13 protein-coding genes are annotated in these 19357 nt (G+C 75.4%); 3 read left to right on the top strand and 10 right to left on the bottom strand.

Annotated elements, in window-relative coordinates:
• Nucleotides 1-136 precede the first annotated feature (136 nt).
• The gene (locus ACYP53_RS01735) at nt 137-1189 is read right to left on the bottom strand and encodes an alpha/beta fold hydrolase (protein WP_459646464.1); all 1053 of its coding nucleotides are present in this window, start codon (nt 1187-1189) and stop codon (nt 137-139) included.
• A gap of 216 nt (nt 1190-1405) precedes the next feature.
• On the opposite strand from ACYP53_RS01735, the gene ACYP53_RS01730 reads away from it, so the two are divergent.
• A complete protein-coding gene (locus ACYP53_RS01730; protein WP_459646463.1) occupies nt 1406-1978 on the top strand; it encodes a TetR/AcrR family transcriptional regulator in 573 nt (190 codons plus the stop codon).
• A 205-nt stretch (nt 1979-2183) separates the two neighbouring features.
• Here ACYP53_RS01730 and ACYP53_RS01725 read toward each other — a convergent pair whose 3' ends face one another.
• The 7 genes from ACYP53_RS01725 to ACYP53_RS01695 form a co-directional block, all read right to left on the bottom strand.
• The gene (locus ACYP53_RS01725) at nt 2184-4733 is read right to left on the bottom strand and encodes an FtsX-like permease family protein (RefSeq protein ID WP_459646462.1); all 2550 of its coding nucleotides are present in this window, start codon (nt 4731-4733) and stop codon (nt 2184-2186) included.
• Nucleotides 4727-5524, bottom strand: a complete 798-nt coding sequence (locus ACYP53_RS01720; protein WP_459646461.1) for an ABC transporter ATP-binding protein — start codon at nt 5522-5524, stop codon at nt 4727-4729. The genes ACYP53_RS01725 and ACYP53_RS01720 overlap by 7 nt, the downstream gene beginning before the upstream one ends.
• 136 nt (nt 5525-5660) lie before the next feature.
• Nucleotides 5661-10433 carry a DNA repair ATPase gene (locus tag ACYP53_RS01715; protein WP_459646460.1) on the bottom strand — a complete coding sequence of 1591 codons (4773 nt, stop codon included), beginning with the start codon at nt 10431-10433 and terminating at the stop codon, nt 5661-5663.
• 46 nt (nt 10434-10479) lie between these two features.
• Nucleotides 10480-12540 (bottom strand): flotillin family protein, encoded by a 2061-nt coding sequence (locus ACYP53_RS01710; protein WP_459646459.1) that lies wholly within the window; start codon nt 12538-12540, stop codon nt 10480-10482.
• Between the two features lie 87 nt (nt 12541-12627).
• Nucleotides 12628-13470, bottom strand: a complete 843-nt coding sequence (locus ACYP53_RS01705) for a hypothetical protein (protein WP_459646458.1) — start codon at nt 13468-13470, stop codon at nt 12628-12630.
• 248 nt (nt 13471-13718) lie between these two features.
• Nucleotides 13719-14834, bottom strand: coding sequence for a PucR family transcriptional regulator (locus ACYP53_RS01700; protein ID WP_459646457.1), 1116 nt, complete (start codon nt 14832-14834; stop codon nt 13719-13721).
• 146 nt (nt 14835-14980) lie between these two features.
• Complete coding sequence (locus tag ACYP53_RS01695; protein WP_459646456.1) at nt 14981-15781, bottom strand: GntR family transcriptional regulator; 801 nt, start codon at nt 15779-15781, stop codon at nt 14981-14983.
• A gap of 283 nt (nt 15782-16064) precedes the next feature.
• Between ACYP53_RS01695 and ACYP53_RS01690 the strand changes: the two genes are divergently transcribed.
• Together ACYP53_RS01690 and ACYP53_RS01685 are read left to right on the top strand one after the other, a co-directional pair.
• Nucleotides 16065-16829 carry a tyrosine-protein phosphatase gene (locus tag ACYP53_RS01690; RefSeq protein ID WP_189916474.1) on the top strand — a complete coding sequence of 255 codons (765 nt, stop codon included), beginning with the start codon at nt 16065-16067 and terminating at the stop codon, nt 16827-16829.
• Nucleotides 16830-16952: 123 nt separating this feature from the next.
• On the top strand, nt 16953-17516 hold the full coding sequence (locus tag ACYP53_RS01685; RefSeq protein ID WP_189916473.1) for a DUF4291 domain-containing protein: 564 nt from the start codon (nt 16953-16955) through the stop codon (nt 17514-17516).
• Between the two features lie 47 nt (nt 17517-17563).
• On the opposite strand, the gene ACYP53_RS01680 is transcribed toward ACYP53_RS01685, so the two are convergent.
• Together ACYP53_RS01680 and ACYP53_RS01675 are read right to left on the bottom strand one after the other, a co-directional pair.
• Nucleotides 17564-18403 (bottom strand): ABC transporter permease, encoded by an 840-nt coding sequence (locus ACYP53_RS01680; RefSeq protein ID WP_459646455.1) that lies wholly within the window; start codon nt 18401-18403, stop codon nt 17564-17566.
• Nucleotides 18400-19311 (bottom strand): ABC transporter ATP-binding protein, encoded by a 912-nt coding sequence (locus ACYP53_RS01675; RefSeq protein ID WP_459647938.1) that lies wholly within the window; start codon nt 19309-19311, stop codon nt 18400-18402. The genes ACYP53_RS01680 and ACYP53_RS01675 overlap by 4 nt, the downstream gene beginning before the upstream one ends.
• Nucleotides 19312-19357: the final 46 nt, after the last annotated feature.

Here is a 19357-nt window from a genome sequence, read left to right as displayed (position 1 = left end):
GGAGGTTGCCCCGCCGGGAGGGGTCGTACGGTCATCGGACTTAAGTGTTTGAGCGACTGTCGGACCGGCGTGACCAGTGCGGCGGGCGTGACCGGCGTGACTCGTGGGGCTGGAAGGGCCGGCAGGGCGGGAGAGCTCAGCCGATCAGTGCCGTCCGGAGCCAGGGGACGATCAGTGCCATCGCCTCGTCGAACCGGGAGACGGCGCAGTGGCCGGTGTCCGGGATCAGTTCGATCCGGGTGGCCCGGCGCCCGGCGAACACCAGGGTGTCGTACTGCGGGACGTGCACGTCGTCCGTGCCGTTGAGTACCAGCATCGGCCCGTTGGCGTCCAGGTCCAGCAGCGGGCGCAGGTCGAAGGCCGTGAAGGCCTCCGCCAGCTCGGACGCGCTCGGCGGCGCGTCGAAGCCCAGGGCGTTGCCGACGATGCCGTCCATGCCGAACGCGAAGCCGCGGCCCGGCGCGAAGGAGCGCTCCACCGGGCCGCCCAGCACCACCGCCGCGTCCACGGCGCCGCTCAGGCCCGCCCGGGCGGAGTAGTAGCCGCCCATCGAGATGCCGAAGTGGCCCACCGTGCCGTCGCCGATCGTGCGGGCGAACGCCACCAGACCGTCGATCACCTCCGCGCCGCCGTCCGGGGTCATCGGCAGATGGGCGGTCTCGCCGGTGCCGGGGAGGTCGAACAGCAGCAGCCGGACCGGCAGGGCCAGCGCCAACTGCTCCCACATGCCGTGCAGGTCGGTCTTCCAGGAGTCCACGCCGCCGCTGGCCAGGACGACCGGGGCGTCGGCGGCCAGACCGGGGGCGGCCATCAAGTGGACCGGCAGGGTTGCCTCGCCGCCGCGGTACGGGACGGTGAGCGTGCGGCGCTCGAACTCCACCGCGAAACCGGAGGCGGCGAGCACGTACTGCTCGACCTGCCGGGCGAGTGCGGTGCGCTTCGGCCGGTCGGCCAGCGAAGGGAACTTGGCCCAGCCGTACGCCTGCGCGGCCTCGCGGTGGCGCCCGGCGGCGGCGTGGCGGGCGGCCAGGGCGGACCACTCGTGGACCCAGCCGCCGGGCCGGTCGGGCCACATCTCGGTGACGGCGGCGCGTACCGCGTCCACCTCGGCGGCGGGCAGGCCGAGGGTCATCTGCGGGTGGCGCTCGGTGAACAGGTCCTGCGGGTCCAGCGGCCAGGTGAAGGGCATGTCGGTGCCTCCTGCAGCATTAAAGCCGGAACGCTTGCGTTAGCGACTATGCGCCCGGGCAGCCGCTAAACGCAAGTGGTCCTGCGTTAAGGTGGCGGGCGAGGTGATCGACATATGAGCGATGTGAGCGGTACGACCGGTGCCAGCGGTTTGAGTGGTACAGGTGCGGAAGACCCGGCGGACGTCCGGCGCCGACCCGGCGGACGGGCGGCGCGGGTGCGTGCGGCCGTACTGGCGGCGGCCATGGAGGCGCTGGCGGAACACGGCATCGCCCGGCTCAGCATCGCCGACGTCGCGGCCCGCGCCGGGGTCAACGAGACCACCGTGTACCGGCGCTGGGGCAGCCGGGAGAAGCTGGTGCTCGACGCCATGCTCACCGCCAGCGACGAGGGCATCCCGGTCCCCGACACCGGCGCCGTCCGGACCGACCTGGCCGCCTTCGCCCGAGCCCTGGCCGACTACCTGGCCACCCCGCTCGGCCGGTCCGTCGTCCGGGCGGCCGCGCTCAGCTCCGACGACCCGGTGCTCGCCGAGTCCTGGCGGACGTTCTGGCAGTCCCGCCTCGCCCAGGCCGGCGTCATCGTCCGGCGGGCCGCCGAACGCGGCGAACTCCCGGCGGACACGGACGCCGGCCTCGCCCTGGAACTGCTCTGCGCCCCGCTCCAGACCCGCGCCCTCCTCGGCCACCGTCCCGTCGAACCGGACCTCCCGGAACGGCTCGCGGACCTGGTCCTGGACGGCCTGCGGGGCAGGGGCCAGGGCGGGGGAGTGGGCCTCGGCTGCTCATGAGGGACGCTCATGACCAGCACCTATGAGGAACTCTCATGAGTGACCCCCTATGAGCGAGCCTCATGGTGCAGCACCCATGAGCGACGCTCATGAGCGGGCACCTATGAGGAACGCTCATGGGCAACCCCTTATGAGCGTCCCTCATGTGCGGCACCCATGAGGAACGCTCATGACCAGCCCCCATGAGCTGCGCGAGCCCCCGCCGTCAGCCCACCCCGCCGAGGATGTCCCGGCCGTCCCGCCCCCGTAGTGCCAGGGCGGCGGGCACCACCGCCGCCGTGAGGGCGATGACCGCGCAGCAACCGGTCAGCGTGCCCAGCTCGGTCCAGGGCACGACCGCCGGGGTCGGGCCGACGAGGTTGGTCAGGGCCGCCCAGGAGCCGCCGAGGCTGACGGCCGTGCCGAGCAGGCCCACGAGGGCACCGGCCGCCACGCACAGCAGCGTCTCGACGGCGACGGAGCGCAGCACCTGGGCCTTGGTGGTGCCGGCCAGCCGTAGCAGGGACAGTTCCCGCTTGCGGTCGGTGACCGTCATCACCAGCGAGTTGGCGAGGGCGACGGCCGCGTAGCAGATGGCCAGGCCGAGGATCATCAGCAGGGCGTTCCAGGTGGCCTCCTCCTCGCCGTCGGCGCGCGCCGCCCCGATCTCCTCCGGGGTGGCGAGCCGGGCGCCCAGCCCGTCGACGGCGGTCCGCAGGGCGGCGACGGCCTGCTGCCGGTCGGTGCCGGGCAGGATCCGCAGGTGCACCTGGCTGGTCAGGGCGGGGCCGCCGACGCCGTCGGTGACGGCGTTGGCCGCGGTCACCCAGGCCTGGGTGGTCTCGGCGCCGGTGCCGAGCAGGGCGGCGACCCGCAGGTCCCTGGGGGTGCCGTCGGCCAGCCGGACCGGGACGACCTGCCCGACCCGGGGCGCGCCGGGCCAGGTGCGGCTGAGTACCACGGAGTCGGGGCCGAGGTCGGCGACCGAGCCCGCGACGACGGGCAGGCGGTCGACGGCGGCCAGTGCGGCGGGGTCGGCCGCGGCGGCGCGGAAGGCGACCAGGGACTCGCCGTCCAGGTCCGCCATGACCGAGGTGGGGGTGATCGCCAGGGCCTGGACGCCGGGGACGGCGCGGACCCGGTCGACCACGGCCCGGCTGAGCCCGGGCGTGCCGGCCGGCGCGACCACGTAGTCGGTGGCGGACAGCTGTCGGCGCGCCTCGGTGACCAGCGAGCGGTCGATGGTGCGGACGCTGCCGAGCAGGCAGCCGGTGAAGGCGATGATCAGCACCACCGGGGTGACGGTCGCGGCGGTGCGCCGGACGGCGGTGAGCGCGCTCAGCCGGGCGGTGGCCCAGGCGATGCCGCCGGCCTCCTCCACCGGGCGCCCGCGCAGCCGACCCGGGAGGCCGGGCAGCAGCGCCAGCAGCCGGACCGCGGGGCCGGCCAGCACACCGGCGAGCAGGACGCACCCGGCCACGACCGTCAGCAGCAGTCCGAGCGAGTCCGCGACGTTGGCCGCGGCGTCGGGCCAGCTGCGGGCGACGATCGCGACGGCCGCGACGGCGCCGCCCAGGACGAGCAGGCCGCCGGCCCAGCGGAAGGCCAGCACGGCGCGCGAGGGCCGTTCGACGTCCGCCTCCGCCAGCGCCTCGCCGGGGCTGATCAGTCCGGCCTTCAGCGAGGAGGCCACCACGCCGCAGATCGCGGTCAGCAGTCCGATCAGGGCCGCGACGAGCAGCCCCCACCAGGTGACCGGCACGGTGAAGCCGGCCGGTACCAGGTCGCGCCCGACCAGCCACCGGCCGGCCGGCGCCGCCCCCGCCGCGCCGAGCGCGCACCCGGCCGCGGAGGCCAGCACGCCGACCACCAGGGCCTCCCGGTTGACCAGGGTGCGCAGCTGCCGCCGGGTGGCACCGATCAGCCGCAGCAGCGCGAGTTCGCGGCGGCGCTGGGCGATCGACAGCGCGAAGGTGCCGGCCACCACGAACACGGCGGTGCCGCCGGAGACCGCGGCGGACAGGCCGAGCGGGGTCTGCACGCCGTCCAGCCGGCTGCTGACCTCGGCGTAGTGCGGGTCGGCCTGGCGGCGCTCGGTGCCGGTGAGTACCCGGGCGACGCTCTCGCCGCCGGCCGCGTCCACGGCCCGGCGTACCGCGTCGGCGTCCCCGAAGGCGGCCAGCACGCCGACGGCGGGGCAGAACCGGGCGGCCCGGGCGTCGGTGAAGAAGACGGCGTGCTCGAACGGCTCGGCCTCCGTCACCCCGGAGACCGTCGCGGTGTGCGGGCCGTCGGCGGTGACGAACCGGACGGGCCGGCCGACCTGGTCCGGTCGGCCCCCGCCGATGACGACCTCGTCGTCGGCGGACGGCGCCGAGCCGGCGGCCAGCCGGTAGCCGCCCAGGGCGGCGGCGGACCAGGCCCGCCCGACCTGGTCGCGCGGGCCGTCCGCGAGCTGGGCGTAGAAGGTGCGGTCCTCGACCGTACGGCCGGTCCCGGCGACGGCGGCGAGCAGCCCGGCGGGCAGGCCCGGCTGGACGGCGACGGGCGTCGGCACGGTCTCGCCGCGGGCGGCCGCGAAGTCCACGCTGAGGTTGGCGGTCACCAGGACCGGGGCCTCGGAGAAGCGCTGGCGGCCCTGGTCGGGGACGCCGGAGGTGGCGGCGATGACCAGGATCGAGGTGGCCATCAGGGCGACGCCGAAGGCCAGGGCGACGAAGCTGCCGACGAACGAGGCCCAGCGCAGCCGGACGGTGGCGAGGGCGAGGCTCAGCATGCGACGGCCTCCACACGCGTCACGTTCTCGACGCCCTCCACGGCCCCCGCGCTCGCCGCGCTCTCCAGCGCGGTCATCCGGGCGGCGACCTGCTCGGCGGTGGGCCGCTCCAGGGTGTCGGCCAGCCGGCCGTCCCGGAGGAACAGCACCCGGTCCGCGTACGAGGCGGCCACCGGGTCGTGGGTGACCATGACCACCGCCCGGCCGGGGTCGTCGGCCGCGCCGCGCAGCAGGGCGAGGACCTCGCGGCCGCTGCGGCTGTCCAGCGCGCCGGTCGGCTCGTCGGCCAGCAGGACCGCCGGGCGGGTGAGCAGTGCCCGGGCGATGGCGACGCGCTGCTGCTGACCGCCGGACAGCTCGCCCGGCCGGTGCCCGGCCCGGTCGGCGAGGCCGACGGCGGCCAGCGCGGCGGTCACCTCGGCGGGGGTGGGGCGGCGGCCGGCCAGGCGGGCCGGGAGCGCCACGTTCTGCGCCGCGGTCAGGGCGGGCATCAGGTTGAAGGACTGGAAGACGAAGCCGATCCGCTCCCGGCGCAGCACCGTCAGCGCCTTGTCGCGCAGTCCGCCCAGGACGGTGCCGTCGACCAGCACCTCGCCCCCGTCGATCGCCTCCAGGCCGGCGGCCGCGCGCAGCAGGGTCGACTTGCCGGAGCCGGAGGGGCCCATGACGGCGGTGAAGGTGCCGAAGGGGAACCCGGTGCTCACCCCGTCCAGGCCGATGACCGGCTCGGGCCCGCGCCGGTAGGTCCGGCGGACGGAGCGGAGTTCGACGGCAAAGTCCGTGACGTTCATGATCACATCCCATCGCACGCGACGGGTGTGCCTCAATGACCAGGGGTTCACTCCCGGGGGTGTACCCAGCTACACCCCCGGGCGCCGGAACACCCCGGCGCCGTCACCCCCCGGCGCCGGAACACCACAGCCCGCCTCACCCCCGCCAGACCCGCTTCAGCTCCTCCCACCGCCGCGCCTGCGCCGGTGTCAGGGCGCCCCGCAGCTCCGCCAGCTTCAGCAGCTGGGCCTCCGCGTCGGCGCCGAGCGGCTGGGCCTCGGCGCGGTAGTGGTCGGCGAGCAGGGCGTCGAGCTCGGGCCGGGTGAGCGCGGGGTCGAGGCGCTGGGCGAGTTTGGCCATGTTGCGGTACGAGCCCTGGAGCAGGAACGGGGGCTCGGTGCGGGTGCGGTCGTCCTGGGCCGCGGAGTCCAGGTAGGCGCGGTTGACGGCCAGGACGGTGGCGCGCAGGTGCAGCAGACCGGACAGGACGGCGGTCATCCGCTGCACCTCGGCGGCGGGCCAGGCGCCGGCCAGCGTGCCGCCGGGGGTGCCCGCCGCCCGGGCGAGCAGGGTCTCCAGGTCGCCGCGTTCGGCGGTGGCGAGCGGGGCCAGGTGGGCGTTGGCGGGCAGCGCGTTCTCGACGAAGCTGAGCGCGAAGAGGTCCTCGCGCCCGGCGACGGCGTCGCCCAGGTTCCACACGTCGGCGCGGTTGGCGAGCATGTCGGGCAGCCGGAAGAGCCGGCCGGACTCGGTGTAAGGGTTGGCGGCCATCACCACGGCGAAGCGCTTGCCGCGCAGGTCCCACTCGCGGGCCTCGCCGTCCCAGACGCCGTCGATCCGGCGCTGGGCGTCGCAGAGCGGGATGAAGCGCTGCAGGAACTCGGGCGAGGTGTGCTGGACGTCGTCCAGGTAGAGCAGCACGTTGTCAGCCGCGTGGAGGGCGAAGTTGAGCTTCTCGACCTCGCGGCGGGAGGTGGCGTCGGGGGCCTCGGCCGGGTCCAGCGAGGTGACCCGGTGGCCGAGCGCCGGGCCGCTGACGGAGACCAGCAGCAGGCCGAGCCGCTCGGCGAGGTACTCGACCAGGGTGGTCTTGCCGTAGCCCGGCGGGGAGACCAGGAGCAGCATGCCGCTGCGGTCGACGGGGCCGCCGGACGCGGCGGTGCCGAGCTGCTTGGCGAGGTTGTCGCCGATCAGCGGCAGGTACACCTGGTCGATCAGCCGGTTGCGGACGAAGCCGTTGAGCGGGGCGGGCCGGTACTGGTCGAGCCGCAGCCGGGCGTGCTCGGCGGCCAGCAGCTCGCCGCGCAGCTTCTGGTAGGCCCGGTAGCCGGGCGCCTCGACCTCCTCGAACTCCCGTACCCGGGCGAGCAGTTCGTCGATGCGCAGGTCGAGCGTGCCGCCGGTCACGCGCGGGTGGTCGCCGAGCAGCCCGGTCAGCCGGGTGGCCACCGCGCCGTCGACGGGCCGGCGCGGCAGCGACGGGCAGAGCAGCACGGCGGCGGCCTCGGCGAGGTCGGCCGGGTCGGCGCCGGCGGAGCCCGCCGCCAGCCAGGCGGCGGCGAGTTGGTGCCGTACGGGCAGCAGTGCGGGTTCGTCGGGGAGTGCGGCCAGCGCCTCGGTGAGGCCGGCCGACTCGGGGGTGGCGCGGAACTTGTCGAGCACCGCCGCGGCGCTCGCGGAGTAGGCGAACGCCGGCTCCCCGGAGGCGAGTTCGGCGACCAGGTACGGTCCGGACTGCTCCGCGAGCGCCGCGCCGGTGCCGGAGGGGAGGAACTCGGCGACGGCGGTGGAGAGTTCGGCGGCGAGCGCGTCCAGCGCCGGAACCTCGCCGAAGGCCTGCCGGGCGAGGCCGAGCGAGCGGGCCCGGGTGTGCCAGATCAGCCGCAGGCGCTCGTCGGCGCCGTGCGCCCAGTACAGCTGGGCGGCCGCCCGGGCGGCCGCCGGGTGTCGCAACAGGCCTGCCTCGGCGTCGAGTTCGATCAGGGCGCGGAGCAGCAGCGCCGCGTCGTGGTCGTGCACGCCGCGCTGGTAGCCCTCGTCCGGGCGCTGCTCGGCGGCCCGACGGACGTACTCCAGCAGGTCCGCCGGGTCCGTACCGGGCACGGGGAAGTCTGCGCCGAGGCCAGGGAAGTCCACACCGGACGACCCCGCCCCGCCCGCCAGCAGGAGGCTCGCGGCGAGGTACTCGGCGCGGTAGAGCCGCGGGGTCTCCGAGGGCAGCGGGCGGTCCCAGTAGCGCTCGGTGGCGGCGAAGGCCGGGTCGGTGACGGGGGAGCGGTAGTCGGTGCCGGTGAGGGTGAAGGCGGGGCGTCCGCGCCAGGGCACGAGGGCGAGTTCGGGCCGCTGGGTGGTGACGGCGAACAGGTGCCGGCCCAGCCGCAGGGTGCCGGGGCCGTCGCCGGCGAGTTCGGCGCGGTCGCGCAGGGCGCGGTGGGCGCGGCCGCGGGCGGCGCGCAGCCGTCCGGTCAGCTCCTCGGCCCGGACCCGGTCGCCGAGGGCGGTCAACTGGGCGGCCAGGTCGCGTAGTTTGACGGCCGTCGGGTCGGCGGCGAGGGCGGCGTCGATCTCGGCCGCGGTGTCCAGGGCGGACAGCCGCCGGTGCAGGGTGTCGAGGACCCGGTCGGCGGAGGCGGCGAGCCGGTCGGCGCGCCGGGCCCGTTCCTCAAGCAGGTGCTGGCGGCGGGCGGTGAGCGCGTCGTGGATCTCGGTGCGCCGGTCGGCGAGCCGCTCGCCGAGGGCCGGGTCGGCGTCGGCGAAGCGGGTCTCCAGCTGTTCGATCCGCAGCAGGAGCCGGCCGAGCTGGTCGTCGCAGGCCTCGGGGGTGTCGGCGGCGGCGAGCGCGGCGGTGGTGGCCTGGCCGAGCAGGGCGGTCTCGGCGGCGAACTCGGCGGCGGCCTCGCGGGTGCGCAGCTCCCGGCGGCGCACGGTGAGCGCGGCCCGGGCCCGGTTGAGCAGTCCGAGGACGTCGGCGAGCCGGTCCAGGATGGCGGTGCGGGTGGTGGCGTCGGCCAGGTCGAGGGTGCCGACCAGCTCGGAGACGGTCTGCAGCGCCTCGCTCTGCCCGGTGATCCGCTCGCTCAGCGGCTCGGCCTCGGCGGCGGTCGCGATGGCGGCGCACCGCTCGGCCAGTTCGGCGGCGCGCTCCCGGTGCGGTTCGAAGGCCGCGGGTTCGGCGAGCTGGCCGACGGCCCGGTCGGCGGCTTCGGCCAGGCCTTCGGCGAGGTGTGCGGCGAGCGCGTCGATCCGCTCGGGTTCGGCGCGCGGCAGGTCGCGCAGCGCCTCGACCCGGCCCTGGGCGCGGCGCAGCCCGGCGAGCCGGTCGACCCACTCGGCGGCGTCGGCCAGGGTCTCGCCGCGGGCGGTGCGCAGCAGGCCCTCGACGTGCTCGGCCGTCTCCTCGGTCTGCCGGGCGGCGTGGGCGGTGAGCTGGGCGACCGCCTCGTACTCGGCGATCACCCGCCGGGCGGTGTCGCGGATCTCGGCGAGCGGCGCGGCGAGGTCGCCGAGGCCGCTCTGGCCGAGCCAGTGGTGGCGGTCGGCGGTGCGGGTGCAGGCGGTGAGGACGGCCCGGTGGCCGGCCAGGGTGTCGGAGCCGGCCGCGGCCAGTCGGGCGAGGGCGAGGCAGTCGGCCAGGCCGCGGACCAGGTCGGCGTTCCCGATCCGGGCCAACGGGCCGGTGCCGGGCGGCTGTTCGGCGGCGAAGCGCTCGCTGGTGAACGGGGTCTGCCAGAGCTGGACGGGGTGCAGCCGGGTCGGTCCGTCCTCGGCCGGGCGCAGCGCGACGAGGGTGCCGTCGGCGAGCAGCGCGTAGCCCTGGCAGGGCAGCGGAGCGGCGGCCTCCTGGCGGACGCTGTTGTACGGCTGCAGCAGGGCGCGGCCGTCGGCGGGGGAGCGGAACTCGTACAGCACGTCCTCGCCGTTGGGCGAGAGGACGGTGCGCTCGTACACCAGGCCGTCCACCGGCTGGTCGAAGGTGCGCACGGTGCCGTCCACCAGATGGCAGCCGCCGGGGAAGGCCACGCCCTGGTCGGCGGGCAGCCGCAGGCAGGCCTGGCCGAGGGCGTCGATCCGGGTGACCGTGCCGGTGGGCAGGTGCACCACCAGGTGCCGGACGGTCTCCTCCTGGTACGGGCGCACCCGCACCAGCAGCAGGGTACCGAGCCGGGCGTGGGCGATCTGCGCGTCGGCGAGGGTCTGCAGGGCCTCGGTCAGCGGTTCGCGGTGCAGCTCGGTGCCGTCCGGGGCGGTGAGGGTCAACCGGCCGCCGTCGACGCCGAGGTGGAGCTCGCCGGCCAGGTCGGCGCGGGGCGGGCGGCCGGGGCCGGCGGGCAGCTGGTCGTCCCGGGTGAGGGCGGTCCAGGCGAGCTGCTGCCCGTCGGCGGGGGTGTGGTCGCGTTCGCCGCGCCCGTCCAGGTAGGCGGGCCGGGCGTCGTCGGCGCCGTCGTCGAGGCGCCAGCGCAGCACCCGGACGTCGGTGGCGGCCGGGCCGGTGCGGAAGACGGCGAGCAGCCGGCCGTCCGCCGGGCGCAGCCGGGTCAGGCGGGCGTCGCGGAAGTAGCGCCGCAGGTCGGCGAGGTCCTGGCGCAGCCGGGGGTCGTCCAGCAGGGTGCCCTCGGCGGGGGCGGGGGAGAGGTCGGGCCGGTGCAGGCCGAGGACGTCGGTGAAGTCCTCGGCACCGTCCGTGAGTTCGGTGGGGCGGGTGCCGAGCAGCAGCAGTCCGCCGGCCGCGGTGAGGTCCTGCGGGAGGCAGGCCCGGGCGGTGGTGAGCCGCCCGGTGCCGGTGAGCCGCAGCTCCCCGCCGCCGAACTCATCGACCCGGCGGGCGTTCAACGCCTGTGCGCGGTCGGCGAGTTCGGCGGCGGACCGGGCGAGCCGGTCGCGCAGGACCTCATAGGTGCCGGCGTCGAGCCGGTCGTCGAGGGCGTCCACGGTCAGTTCCTCGGGTGCTCGGTGGATCGTTGCCTGGAGCCGTACGTCACTTCGAACCGTTCGCCGGGGAGCCGGCAGTGGCGCCGGCAGTGGCCCCCGTGCCGGCCCCGGCCAGCGTCCCGATCGGCGTCTCGGCGATGCCCAGCTTCCGCGCCGACTCCAGCAGTTGGCGCAGCTGCCCGGACTGCTCGCCGGCCCCCGAGCCGATCAGCCTCATCAGCAGCGCGGACACCGTCAGGTTCTGCACGTCCGCGGTGGAGACCGAGGAGAGCACCCGGGTGAGGTCCTCGGTGAAGCTGGCCCGGCCGTCCAGCCAGGGCCCGGCCAGGGCCTGCGCGGTCTGCGAGTGGCCGACGAAGGCGTCCACGCTCTTGCCGGCGGTCACCGACTGCACCAGCCGGTCGAAGAACACCGAGTCCCCGCCGACGATGTCGATCTTGGCTTTCTCCAGCCCGGTCGCGACCAGCGCGGCCTGCGCCTCGGCGATCTGCCGCTGCGTCTCCAGCCCGGCCAGCCGGACGTCCTTCTCGGCGGCCAGCCGCAGCCGGTACTCCTCGTGCCCGCGCGAGGCCTCGTCCAGCTTGGCCATCGCGGCGGCCTTCTCGGCCAGGCCCTCGGCCTCGGCCTTCAGCTTGGCGCCGACCTCCAGCGCGGCGGCCTTGGCCTTCTCGGTCTGCACCACGGCCTCGGCGAGGCCGACCTTCTCGACCGCCGCGGCCTCCTGCTCGCGCACCTGGACGCGGGCCAGGCCCTCGGCGGCGGCCTCCGCCCGGACGCCCTCGGCCATCCGGATCTTGGCGGCGGCGTCCAGCTCGGCGGCGCGCTGGCGGGCCTCGGCCAGCACCAGCGCCTCGCGGGCCTTGTGGGTGGCGGCCTGCTCGGCGGCCTCGGCGGCCTTGATGTCCTTGACGAGCTTCTCCTGCGCCTCCGCCTCGGCCTGGATGACGACGGCCTTGCGGACGCGCTCGGCCTCCTCGGTGGCCCGCAGCGTCTTGACGGCCTCCTCCTGCTCGGCGACGGTCCGGTCCACCGCGACCCGCTCGCGGACCACGTCGGCGACGTCCCGCTTGGCGGACTCCACCTCCTTGGTCTTGGCGATCGTGGCGAGTTCGGTCTCCCGCTCGCGGCCGACGACCTCCAGCAGGCGGTCCTTCTCGATCCGCTCGTTCTCCACCGCGATCACCCGCTCGCGGTTCTTCTGCGCCACCGCGACCTCGCGGGCCTGGTTCTCGCGCTGCACCCCGAGCAGCTCCTCGGTGCGCAGGAAGGCGGTCTGCGCGTTGAGCCGCTCCTCCTCCTGGACCCGGGCGATCACCGCGTCCTCCTTGGCCCGCAGGGTCTCGATCTCCCGGCGCTGGCGGATCTCGGCGTCGGCCTGGCGGCGTTCGAGCTCCAGGACGGTCTCCCGGGCGTCGACGTTCTGCCGGGTGATCTCCTTCTCCTCGGTGCGCTGGTACTCGTTGGTGCGCACGTGCTCGATCGCGGTCAGCTCGGTGATCTTGCGGATGCCCTGGGCGTCCAGGATGTTGTCGCCGTCCAGCTGGCTCATCGGGGTCTGTTCCAGGTGGTCGATGGCAGCGTCCTCCAGCGTGTAGCCGTTGAGGTCGGTGCCGATGACCGCGATGATCTGGTCCCGGAACTCGTGCCGGTGGGTGTACAGGTCGGTGAAGTCCAGCTGCTTGCCGACGGTCTTGAGCGCCTCGGCGAACTTCGCGGCGAAGAAGTCCTGGATCGCCTGCGGGTCGCTGGCCCGGACGGTGCCGATCGACTGCGCGACCTTGACGACGTCCTCGACGGTCTTGTTCACCCGGACGAAGAAGGAGATCCGGATGTCCGCCCGGATGTTGTCGCGGCAGATCAGACCGTCCCGGCCGGCCCGGTGGATCTCCACCGTCTTGGCGGTGATGTCCATCAGCTCGGCCTTGTGCAGGATCGGCAGGACGATCGCGCCGGTGAAGGTGACGTCCACCTTCTTCGTCCGGGAGACGATCAGGGCCTTGCCCTGCTCGACCTTCTGGAACAGGCGGCCCACGAACAGCAGCACGGCGAGCACGATGAGCAGCACGACGGCGACGAGTACGCCGAAACCCACGGCGATGGTGTCCATCACGGAGTCCTTTGACGAGATGGTGCGAAGAGGAAGAACGCGGAAGTGGAGCGAGGTGAGGTGAAGTGACTGAGCGTCAGATCCGGCTCAGGTGAGGCCCGGTGGTGACGGATCGAACGGTGCCACCAGGAAGTGCTCGCCGTCGGCGTCGTAGTCGTAGATCAGGGCGGTCCGCCCGGCCTTCAGCTCGGGCTCGGGCGTGGGGGTGCGGACCTGGACGGTCGCGGTGGAGCCGTCCTCGGCGGTGACCTCGGCCTGCCCGAAGTCGGCCGTCACCCGGCCGGTCCGGATCACGCAGACCCGGCCGACGAAGTCCCCCCGGGTGATCGGCCGGTCCTCCGGGAACAGCCGCCGCAGCGGCTTGACCAGCACCCGGGTGCCCGCCCAGGCGGCGACCAGCGCCACGGCGAACACGCCGCCGCGCGCCGGCGCCCCCGAGGTGAGCACGGTGCCCGCCAGGCTGACGAACCAGGCGATCGCGACCAGCAGCGACACCGCCACGGTCACGGGCACCCCGCCCAGGCCCAGCGCGTCCGGCACGCCACCGTGGTGGCCGGCCCCGGCGTGGGAGCCGTTGCCCCCGTGCCCCCCGCCGGCGTTGCCGCCCGCGCGGTGGCCGTCGGTGCCGTGGCCGTCGGTGCCGTGCCCGCCGGGCGCCCCGTGGGCCACGTGCCCCCCGACACCGTGCCCCCCGACACCGTGCCCCCCGGCACCGTGCCCGACGTGACCCACCTGCCCGACGTGCCCGGCATGGCCGACGTGGCCGATGTGCCCGGCGTCCAGGTGATGTCCGACGCCGTGCCCCCCGTGCAGGGCGTCGAACCCCAGTCCGCCGAGCAGCATCAACAGCCAGTACCCGACGACCACCACCAGCGCGAAGCTGAACAGCGCGGTCGGGAAGGCCAGCGCGGCCGCGAAGAATCCCCCCACCCCGGCCACGCTCCCCCGTCTTCCCCACGGCACCGCGCTTCGGCGCCGGGGAGATCATGACAGTGGCGGAGCCCGCCGCACATTGCCAGGATCCGGCAATCTTTACGGCCTCTTGACACCCTGGTACACGCGTCCCACGTGACACTGCAACAGTCGGGCAACAGGCCGGTCGCCGGGCCGTCCCGGCGGGCCCGCGCGGGTTTGCGCGGCGGGCCCGAACGGCTCGCCGCGCCCCCGCTCGCGCCGCCCTACAGCGGCTGCTCCGGCCAGTTCAGCAGCCGGGCGCCCATCGCCGCCGTCTCCAGGGTGAAGCGCTGCAGCGCGTCCGACGGGTCGTACCCCGTGAGCGCCTTGATCCGCTCCAGCCGGTAGCTCAGGGTGCGCACGCTCAGCCCCAGCCGGCGCGCCGCCTCCGCGTTCACGTACGCGGCCTCCGCCTGCACCGCGATGGTGTCCAGCAGCGGACGGGCGCCGCCGCGCGCCTCGGTCAGCGGGCCGAGGACGCTGCGCACCAGGTCGGCCATGGCCGCCCGGTCGCGCATCAGCACCGGGAAGACCAGCAGCTCCTCGGCCTTCAACTGCTTGGCCGACAGGCCGAGGCGCTGGGCGTAGTCCAGCGCGTCCAGCGCCTCCTCGTAGCTGCGCAGCACCCCGCTCGGGCCCGAGTGCCGGCGGCCGGTGGCCACCCGCAGCACCGGGCGGTAGCCGGCACCGGGGCGCAGCGTCAGGTCGGCGAAGGCCTCCAGCACGGCCCGATCGGAGTCCGGGGCGATGCAGACCAGCCGGCCGTCCTTGCTGGCCAGCAGCACGTCCCGCTCGCCGAACCGCCCGGACAGCTCCCGTTCCACCCGGTGCACCAGCGGATGCACGTCCGCGAACGGCTCGTCGCCCACCGCGACGGCCACCGTGTACGCGCCCGCCAGCCGCAGTCCGAACCGCTCCGCGCGCTCGGCGAGCAGCCCGAGGTCGCTGCGGCCGAACAGCAGGTCGTCGATGAACTCCCGCCTGGCCGCCTCCTCCTGGCGGACCGCCAGGCGCTGCGCGCGCTCGTGCCCTTCGCCGAGTGCGGCCAGCGCGGCGTCGGTGGCGGAGAGGACGGCGTCGCCCATCCGGCGCAGCTCGCCGACGCTGGTCGCGGCCGTCGTCCCGGGCAGCGTCTGCCAGGCCCGGCGGGCCGCCGCCAGGCAGTGCGACACCACTTCGCGCAGCCCGTACCCCGCCTCGGCGCAGTGCTCGCCGAGCTTGCGCAGCCCCTCCAGCTCGTCGCGGCGCAGCAGCCGGCCGGTGCGCGAGACGTCGGCGAGCAGGACGAGGTAGGCCTCGGCCAGCTCGGTGGGTATGTCGTACTCGATCCCCTCGGTCATCGCGTCCTGCCATCCCCCGTACGACCTGGTATTTCGGCGCTGAACACTAGCAGGATCGATACGCCCGGAGACCGGTGCCGCCGGCCCCGCGACGGGCCTGCCGCGCCCGCCGGAACCCGGGGTGGAACCCGGGGTGGAACTCGGCGCTACCGGTCGCGGAAGTGCAGCACGAAGCGCGCGCTGCTGCCGTCGATCCGCCGCCGGACGTACAGCGCCGGGGTGCCGTCCGGGGTGCAGCTGACGCCCTCGCGGACCAGCAGGGCGGTGCCCGGCGGGACGCCCAGCAGCTCGGCGTCCGCGAGGTCCGCGCCGACCGCGCCGAAGGCCCGCCAGTCGTACTCCAGCTCCACCCCGGCCGCCCGCGCCAGGGCCGGCACGAGGTTCCCCGGGCGGCCCGGGCGGACCAGCTCGGCGGGCAGCGGGCCGAACGGCACCCAGTAGCTGCAGGCCGCCCGGGCCCGCCCGCCCAGCCGGATCACCGAGTCCACCCGGGACAGCTCCCGCGCCGTACGGCCCAGCCGCCGGGCGGCCTCCGCGTCCTCCGCGGAGCCGGTCACGGCGGGCGCGGCCACGACGAACTCGCCGTCCCCCGGGGCGCGGCCCTCCCGGTCGCCGTCGGGCAGCGCGGCGTGCACGCTGCCGAGGTCGAAGCGCTGGCTGCGCGGGTCCACGGTGATCGACACCCGGACGGCGGGCGGGCGCACGAAGGTGCCCACGCCCCGGCGGATCTCCACCACGGCGGCCCGCTCCAGCTCCGCGACGGCCTGCCGTACGGTCAGCCGGTTCACGCCGAACTCGGCGGCCAGTTCCGGCTCGCTCGGCAGCCGGGCGCCGGCCGGGTACGCGCCGGCGTCGACGCGCTCCTGGAGCCGACGGGCCAGGCGGCGGTACACCGGGGCGTTCGGCTGGTCGGCCGCTTCGTTGCTGCTCGGCTGGTTCGTGCCCACGCACCGATCCTACGGAGGACTCCCGCCGGCCCGGGTCGCCGCCACCCGCTCCGGTTGCCCCTGCCACCGTCCGCCCCGGTCGCCCCGCCCGCGCCGTCCGCCCCCGCCCGCTCCGGTCGCCGCCGCCCGCCGACAGGAGTGGGATGGAGAGATGCGCCGGTTCCGCGGCTTGCCCGGCACCCCCGGGACGGGTTAGACATCTAGACGTCTAGATGTCCTGCCCCCGTCCCGCTCCCCCCGGGCGCGGGCGCGCCGCCGAGCGGCTCCACCGAAAGGCCTCCGCATGTCCCTGGTCAACTTCCGCGACGCCGCCGCCCTCGGCGACCCCGAGGGCCGCCTGGTCCGCCCCGGAGTGCTGTACCGCTCCGCCCAGCCGTTCCCGGCCGCCGACGAGGCGACCGTCGCCCAGCTGCGCGCCTGCGACATCCGCACCATCGTGGACCTGCGCGACCCGCGCGAGACCGACCCCGCCGACTGGGCCGCCGCCGAGGCCGCCGGCATAGCCGTCGTCGCGGCCCCGGTGAACCCCGCCACCGACGCCCTCACGGCGCGGATGAGCACCATGGCCACGGCCGCCGACCTCGGCGACTTCTACGTGCTGCTGGCCGAGTCCGCGCCGGAGGCGCTCGCCGCCGCCGTCGAGGCCACCGTCCGCCCCGGGGCCGTCCTGCTGCACTGCGCGGCCGGGAAGGACCGCACCGGTCTGCTGACCGCCCTCCTGCTCGACCTCCTCGGCGCTTCGGCCGAGCGGATCGTCGAGGACTACGCCCGCACCACCGACGCCCTCCCGCAGATCTTCGCCGGCCTCGCCGAGCGCCACCGCACCGCGCTCAACGACCGGTCCACCTCCCGGGTCACCGACTCCCAGGGCCGCAACCTCACCATCCCCGCGCCGCTCCTGGAGGCCCCGGCCGAGGCGATGTCGGTCTTCCTCGACCGGGTCCGCGCCCACCACGGCGGCGCCGCCTCCTTCCTCCCCGCCTGCGGCGTCCCCGCGGCCACCCTCACCGCCTTCCGCACCAAGGTCGGCGCCACGGCCACGGTCTGACCCGGCCCCTGCCCCTGTTACCCCCATCCCCACCCGCGCGGCAATTCCGTTGCGCCACCCCGCCCGGCCTGGCAGCGTGCCGGGCCAAGGGGTACGGGGGCGACGACCAAGGGGTGCGCGGAGATGACCGCACTGCGCGAGATCCGCGCCGACCACGACGACCGGACGATCGTGCTCTACCAGGCCTACCCGCCCGCCGTCGCCGACGCGGCGCTGGCGGCGGGGCGCTTCGTCGCGCCGTTCGGCTTCCACCGGATGACGTGGATCAAGCCCTCGTTCCGCTGGCTGATGCACCGCAGCAACTGGGCCCAGAAGCCGGGGCAGACCCGGGTGCTGGCGGTCCGGATCACCCGCGAGGGCTGGGAGGAGGCGCTCGCCCGGGCCGTGCCGACCACGGCGCACCCGGACGAGCTGGCCCGGGCCGCGGTGCACGTCCAGTGGGATCCGGAACGGACCCTGCGCGGGGCGGCGCTGAACCACTACAGCATCCAGGTGGGCGTCGGCCGCTCGCTGGTCCGGGCCTTCGCCGAGGAGTGGGTCACCGGGCTCACCGACCTGACCCCGCAGGTGCGGCGGATCGCCGCGCTGGTCCGCGGCGGGCAGGCGTCCAAGGCCCAGCGGCTGCTGCCGCCCGAGCGTCCGTACCCGCTGCCCGCCGCGACCGCGCGGCGCCTCGGCCTCGGCTGACCGCCGGGTCGGCGCGACGCCTCGGCCTCGACCGACCGCCGGGGGCCTCAGACGTCCCGCCGCCGGACCAGGACCACCGTCACCGCCACCGCGACGATTGCCCACACCCCCATCGTCACCCAGGCGTCCAGCACGCTCGGCGCGTACTTCCCCATCGTGGCCGACGAGTTCGGGTTGAGCGTGAGCCGGCTGACGGTGCTGAGCGGCAGGTGGGTGCCGATCTCCTTCAGCCAGCGGTAGCGGTCCCCGCCGAACATCAGCGGCATGATGAACATCAGCACCACCAGCGACACGATCGAGGCGGTGGCGTGCCGCAGCACCGCGCCCAGCGCCATCCCGATCAGCGCGCAGACCGGCACGATCGCCGCATAGCCGAGGACGGCCCGCAGGCAGCCCTCGTCGGTGATGGAGAGCCCGACGTGCCGGGAGGCGAGCATCGCGTTGGTGGCGAAGAAGGACCCGGTGGACACCACGGCCCCGGCGAGCGCGGTGATCCCGCCGATCAGCACCACCTTGGCGGCGATCACGCCCCGCCGGTCCGGCACCGCGGCGAAGGTGGTGCGGATCAGGCCGGTGGTGTACTCGCCGAACACGGTGATCGCGCCGAGGCTGCCGGCCGCGATCGCCATCAGGTCGCCGGCGATGCTGCCGAGCCCGTGGAACAGCGGGTCGTACCGGTACGCCGGGAGGCCGTCCGGCGGCGGGGGCGCGTGGTCGATGTACGTCAGGTCGGTGTGGACGGCGTTCAGGTTGACCGCGATCGCCGCCAGCGAGGCGAGGGCGAGCACCCAGTACGTCGACCGCAGCGAGCGCAGTTTGATCCACTCGGCGGCGAGCAGGTCGGTGAACCGGGCGCGCGGTTCGACGGGCGGGGCGAAGGAGTTCATCGGGTCTCTCCAGCCAAGTATTCGACACTGTCGGCGGTCAGGGACATGAACGCCGACTCCAGGGACGACGTCCGGGCGGCGAGTTCGTGCAGCACGACGCCGTGCCGCAGGGCGAGTTCGCCGACCCGCTCGGCGGGCAGCCCGGTGACGATCCCGAACCGCGGCTCCACCTCCTGGACTTCGGCCCCCTCGGTGCGCAACACCTCGGCCAGCACGGCAAGTTCGGGCGACCGCACCGCCACCGACGTCGCCGCGTCCCGGGCGGCGAACTCGGCCAGGCTCTCGTCGGCGATCAGCCGGCCGCGCCCGATCACCACCAGCCGGTCGGCGGTGTGCTCCATCTCCGCCATCATGTGGCTGGAGACGAACACCGTCCGGCCCTCGTCGGCCAGGCGCCGGAACAGGCCGCGCACCCAGAGCACGCCTTCCGGGTCCAGCCCGTTCAGCGGCTCGTCGAAGAGCAGCACCGGCGGGTCGCCGAGCAGGGCGCCCGCGATGCCGAGCCGCTGCTTCATGCCCAGCGAGTAGCCGCCGATCCGGCGCCCGGCGGCCTTGCCGAGGCCGACCTCCGCCAGCACCTCGTCCACCCGGGCGTCCGGGATCCGGTTGCTCCGGGCCAGCGCCGACAGGTGTGCCCGGGCGCTGCGCCCGCCGTGCACGTCGCCGGCGTCCAGCAGCGCGCCGACGTGGCGCAGGCCGCGCGGCCGGCTCGCGAACGGGACGCCGTCCACGGTGACGGTGCCGGCGGTGGGGGTGTCCAGGCCCAGGATCATCCGCAGCGTGGTGGACTTGCCCGCGCCGTTGGGGCCGAGGAAGCCGGTGACGGTGCCCGGCCGGACGGTGAAGGTCAACTGGTCGACGGCCGTGGTGGCGCCGTACCGCTTGGTCAGTCGCTCGATCTCGATCACGGGGACAACACTGCTGGTCACCGCCCCGTCCGGGCATCGGGCCGCG

Source organism: Kitasatospora sp. Ki12, from assembly GCF_054601375.1.
This window is presented reverse-complemented; position numbering and strand designations above follow the sequence as displayed.

What these genes read in the sequence shown, in the direction of transcription:
- ACYP53_RS01710 (WP_459646459.1), bottom strand. Translation starts at nt 12,540, where the DNA reads ATGGACACCATCGCCGTGGGTTTCGGCGTACTCGTCGCCGTCGTGCTG.
- ACYP53_RS01700 (WP_459646457.1), bottom strand. Translation starts at nt 14,834, where the DNA reads ATGACCGAGGGGATCGAGTACGACATACCCACCGAGCTGGCCGAGGCC.
- ACYP53_RS01735 (WP_459646464.1), bottom strand. Translation starts at nt 1,189, where the DNA reads ATGCCCTTCACCTGGCCGCTGGACCCGCAGGACCTGTTCACCGAGCGC.
- ACYP53_RS01680 (WP_459646455.1), bottom strand. Translation starts at nt 18,403, where the DNA reads ATGAACTCCTTCGCCCCGCCCGTCGAACCGCGCGCCCGGTTCACCGAC.
- ACYP53_RS01685 (WP_189916473.1), top strand. Translation starts at nt 16,953, where the DNA reads ATGACCGCACTGCGCGAGATCCGCGCCGACCACGACGACCGGACGATC.
- ACYP53_RS01720 (WP_459646461.1), bottom strand. Translation starts at nt 5,524, where the DNA reads ATGAACGTCACGGACTTTGCCGTCGAACTCCGCTCCGTCCGCCGGACC.
- ACYP53_RS01690 (WP_189916474.1), top strand. Translation starts at nt 16,065, where the DNA reads ATGTCCCTGGTCAACTTCCGCGACGCCGCCGCCCTCGGCGACCCCGAG.
- ACYP53_RS01725 (WP_459646462.1), bottom strand. Translation starts at nt 4,733, where the DNA reads ATGCTGAGCCTCGCCCTCGCCACCGTCCGGCTGCGCTGGGCCTCGTTC.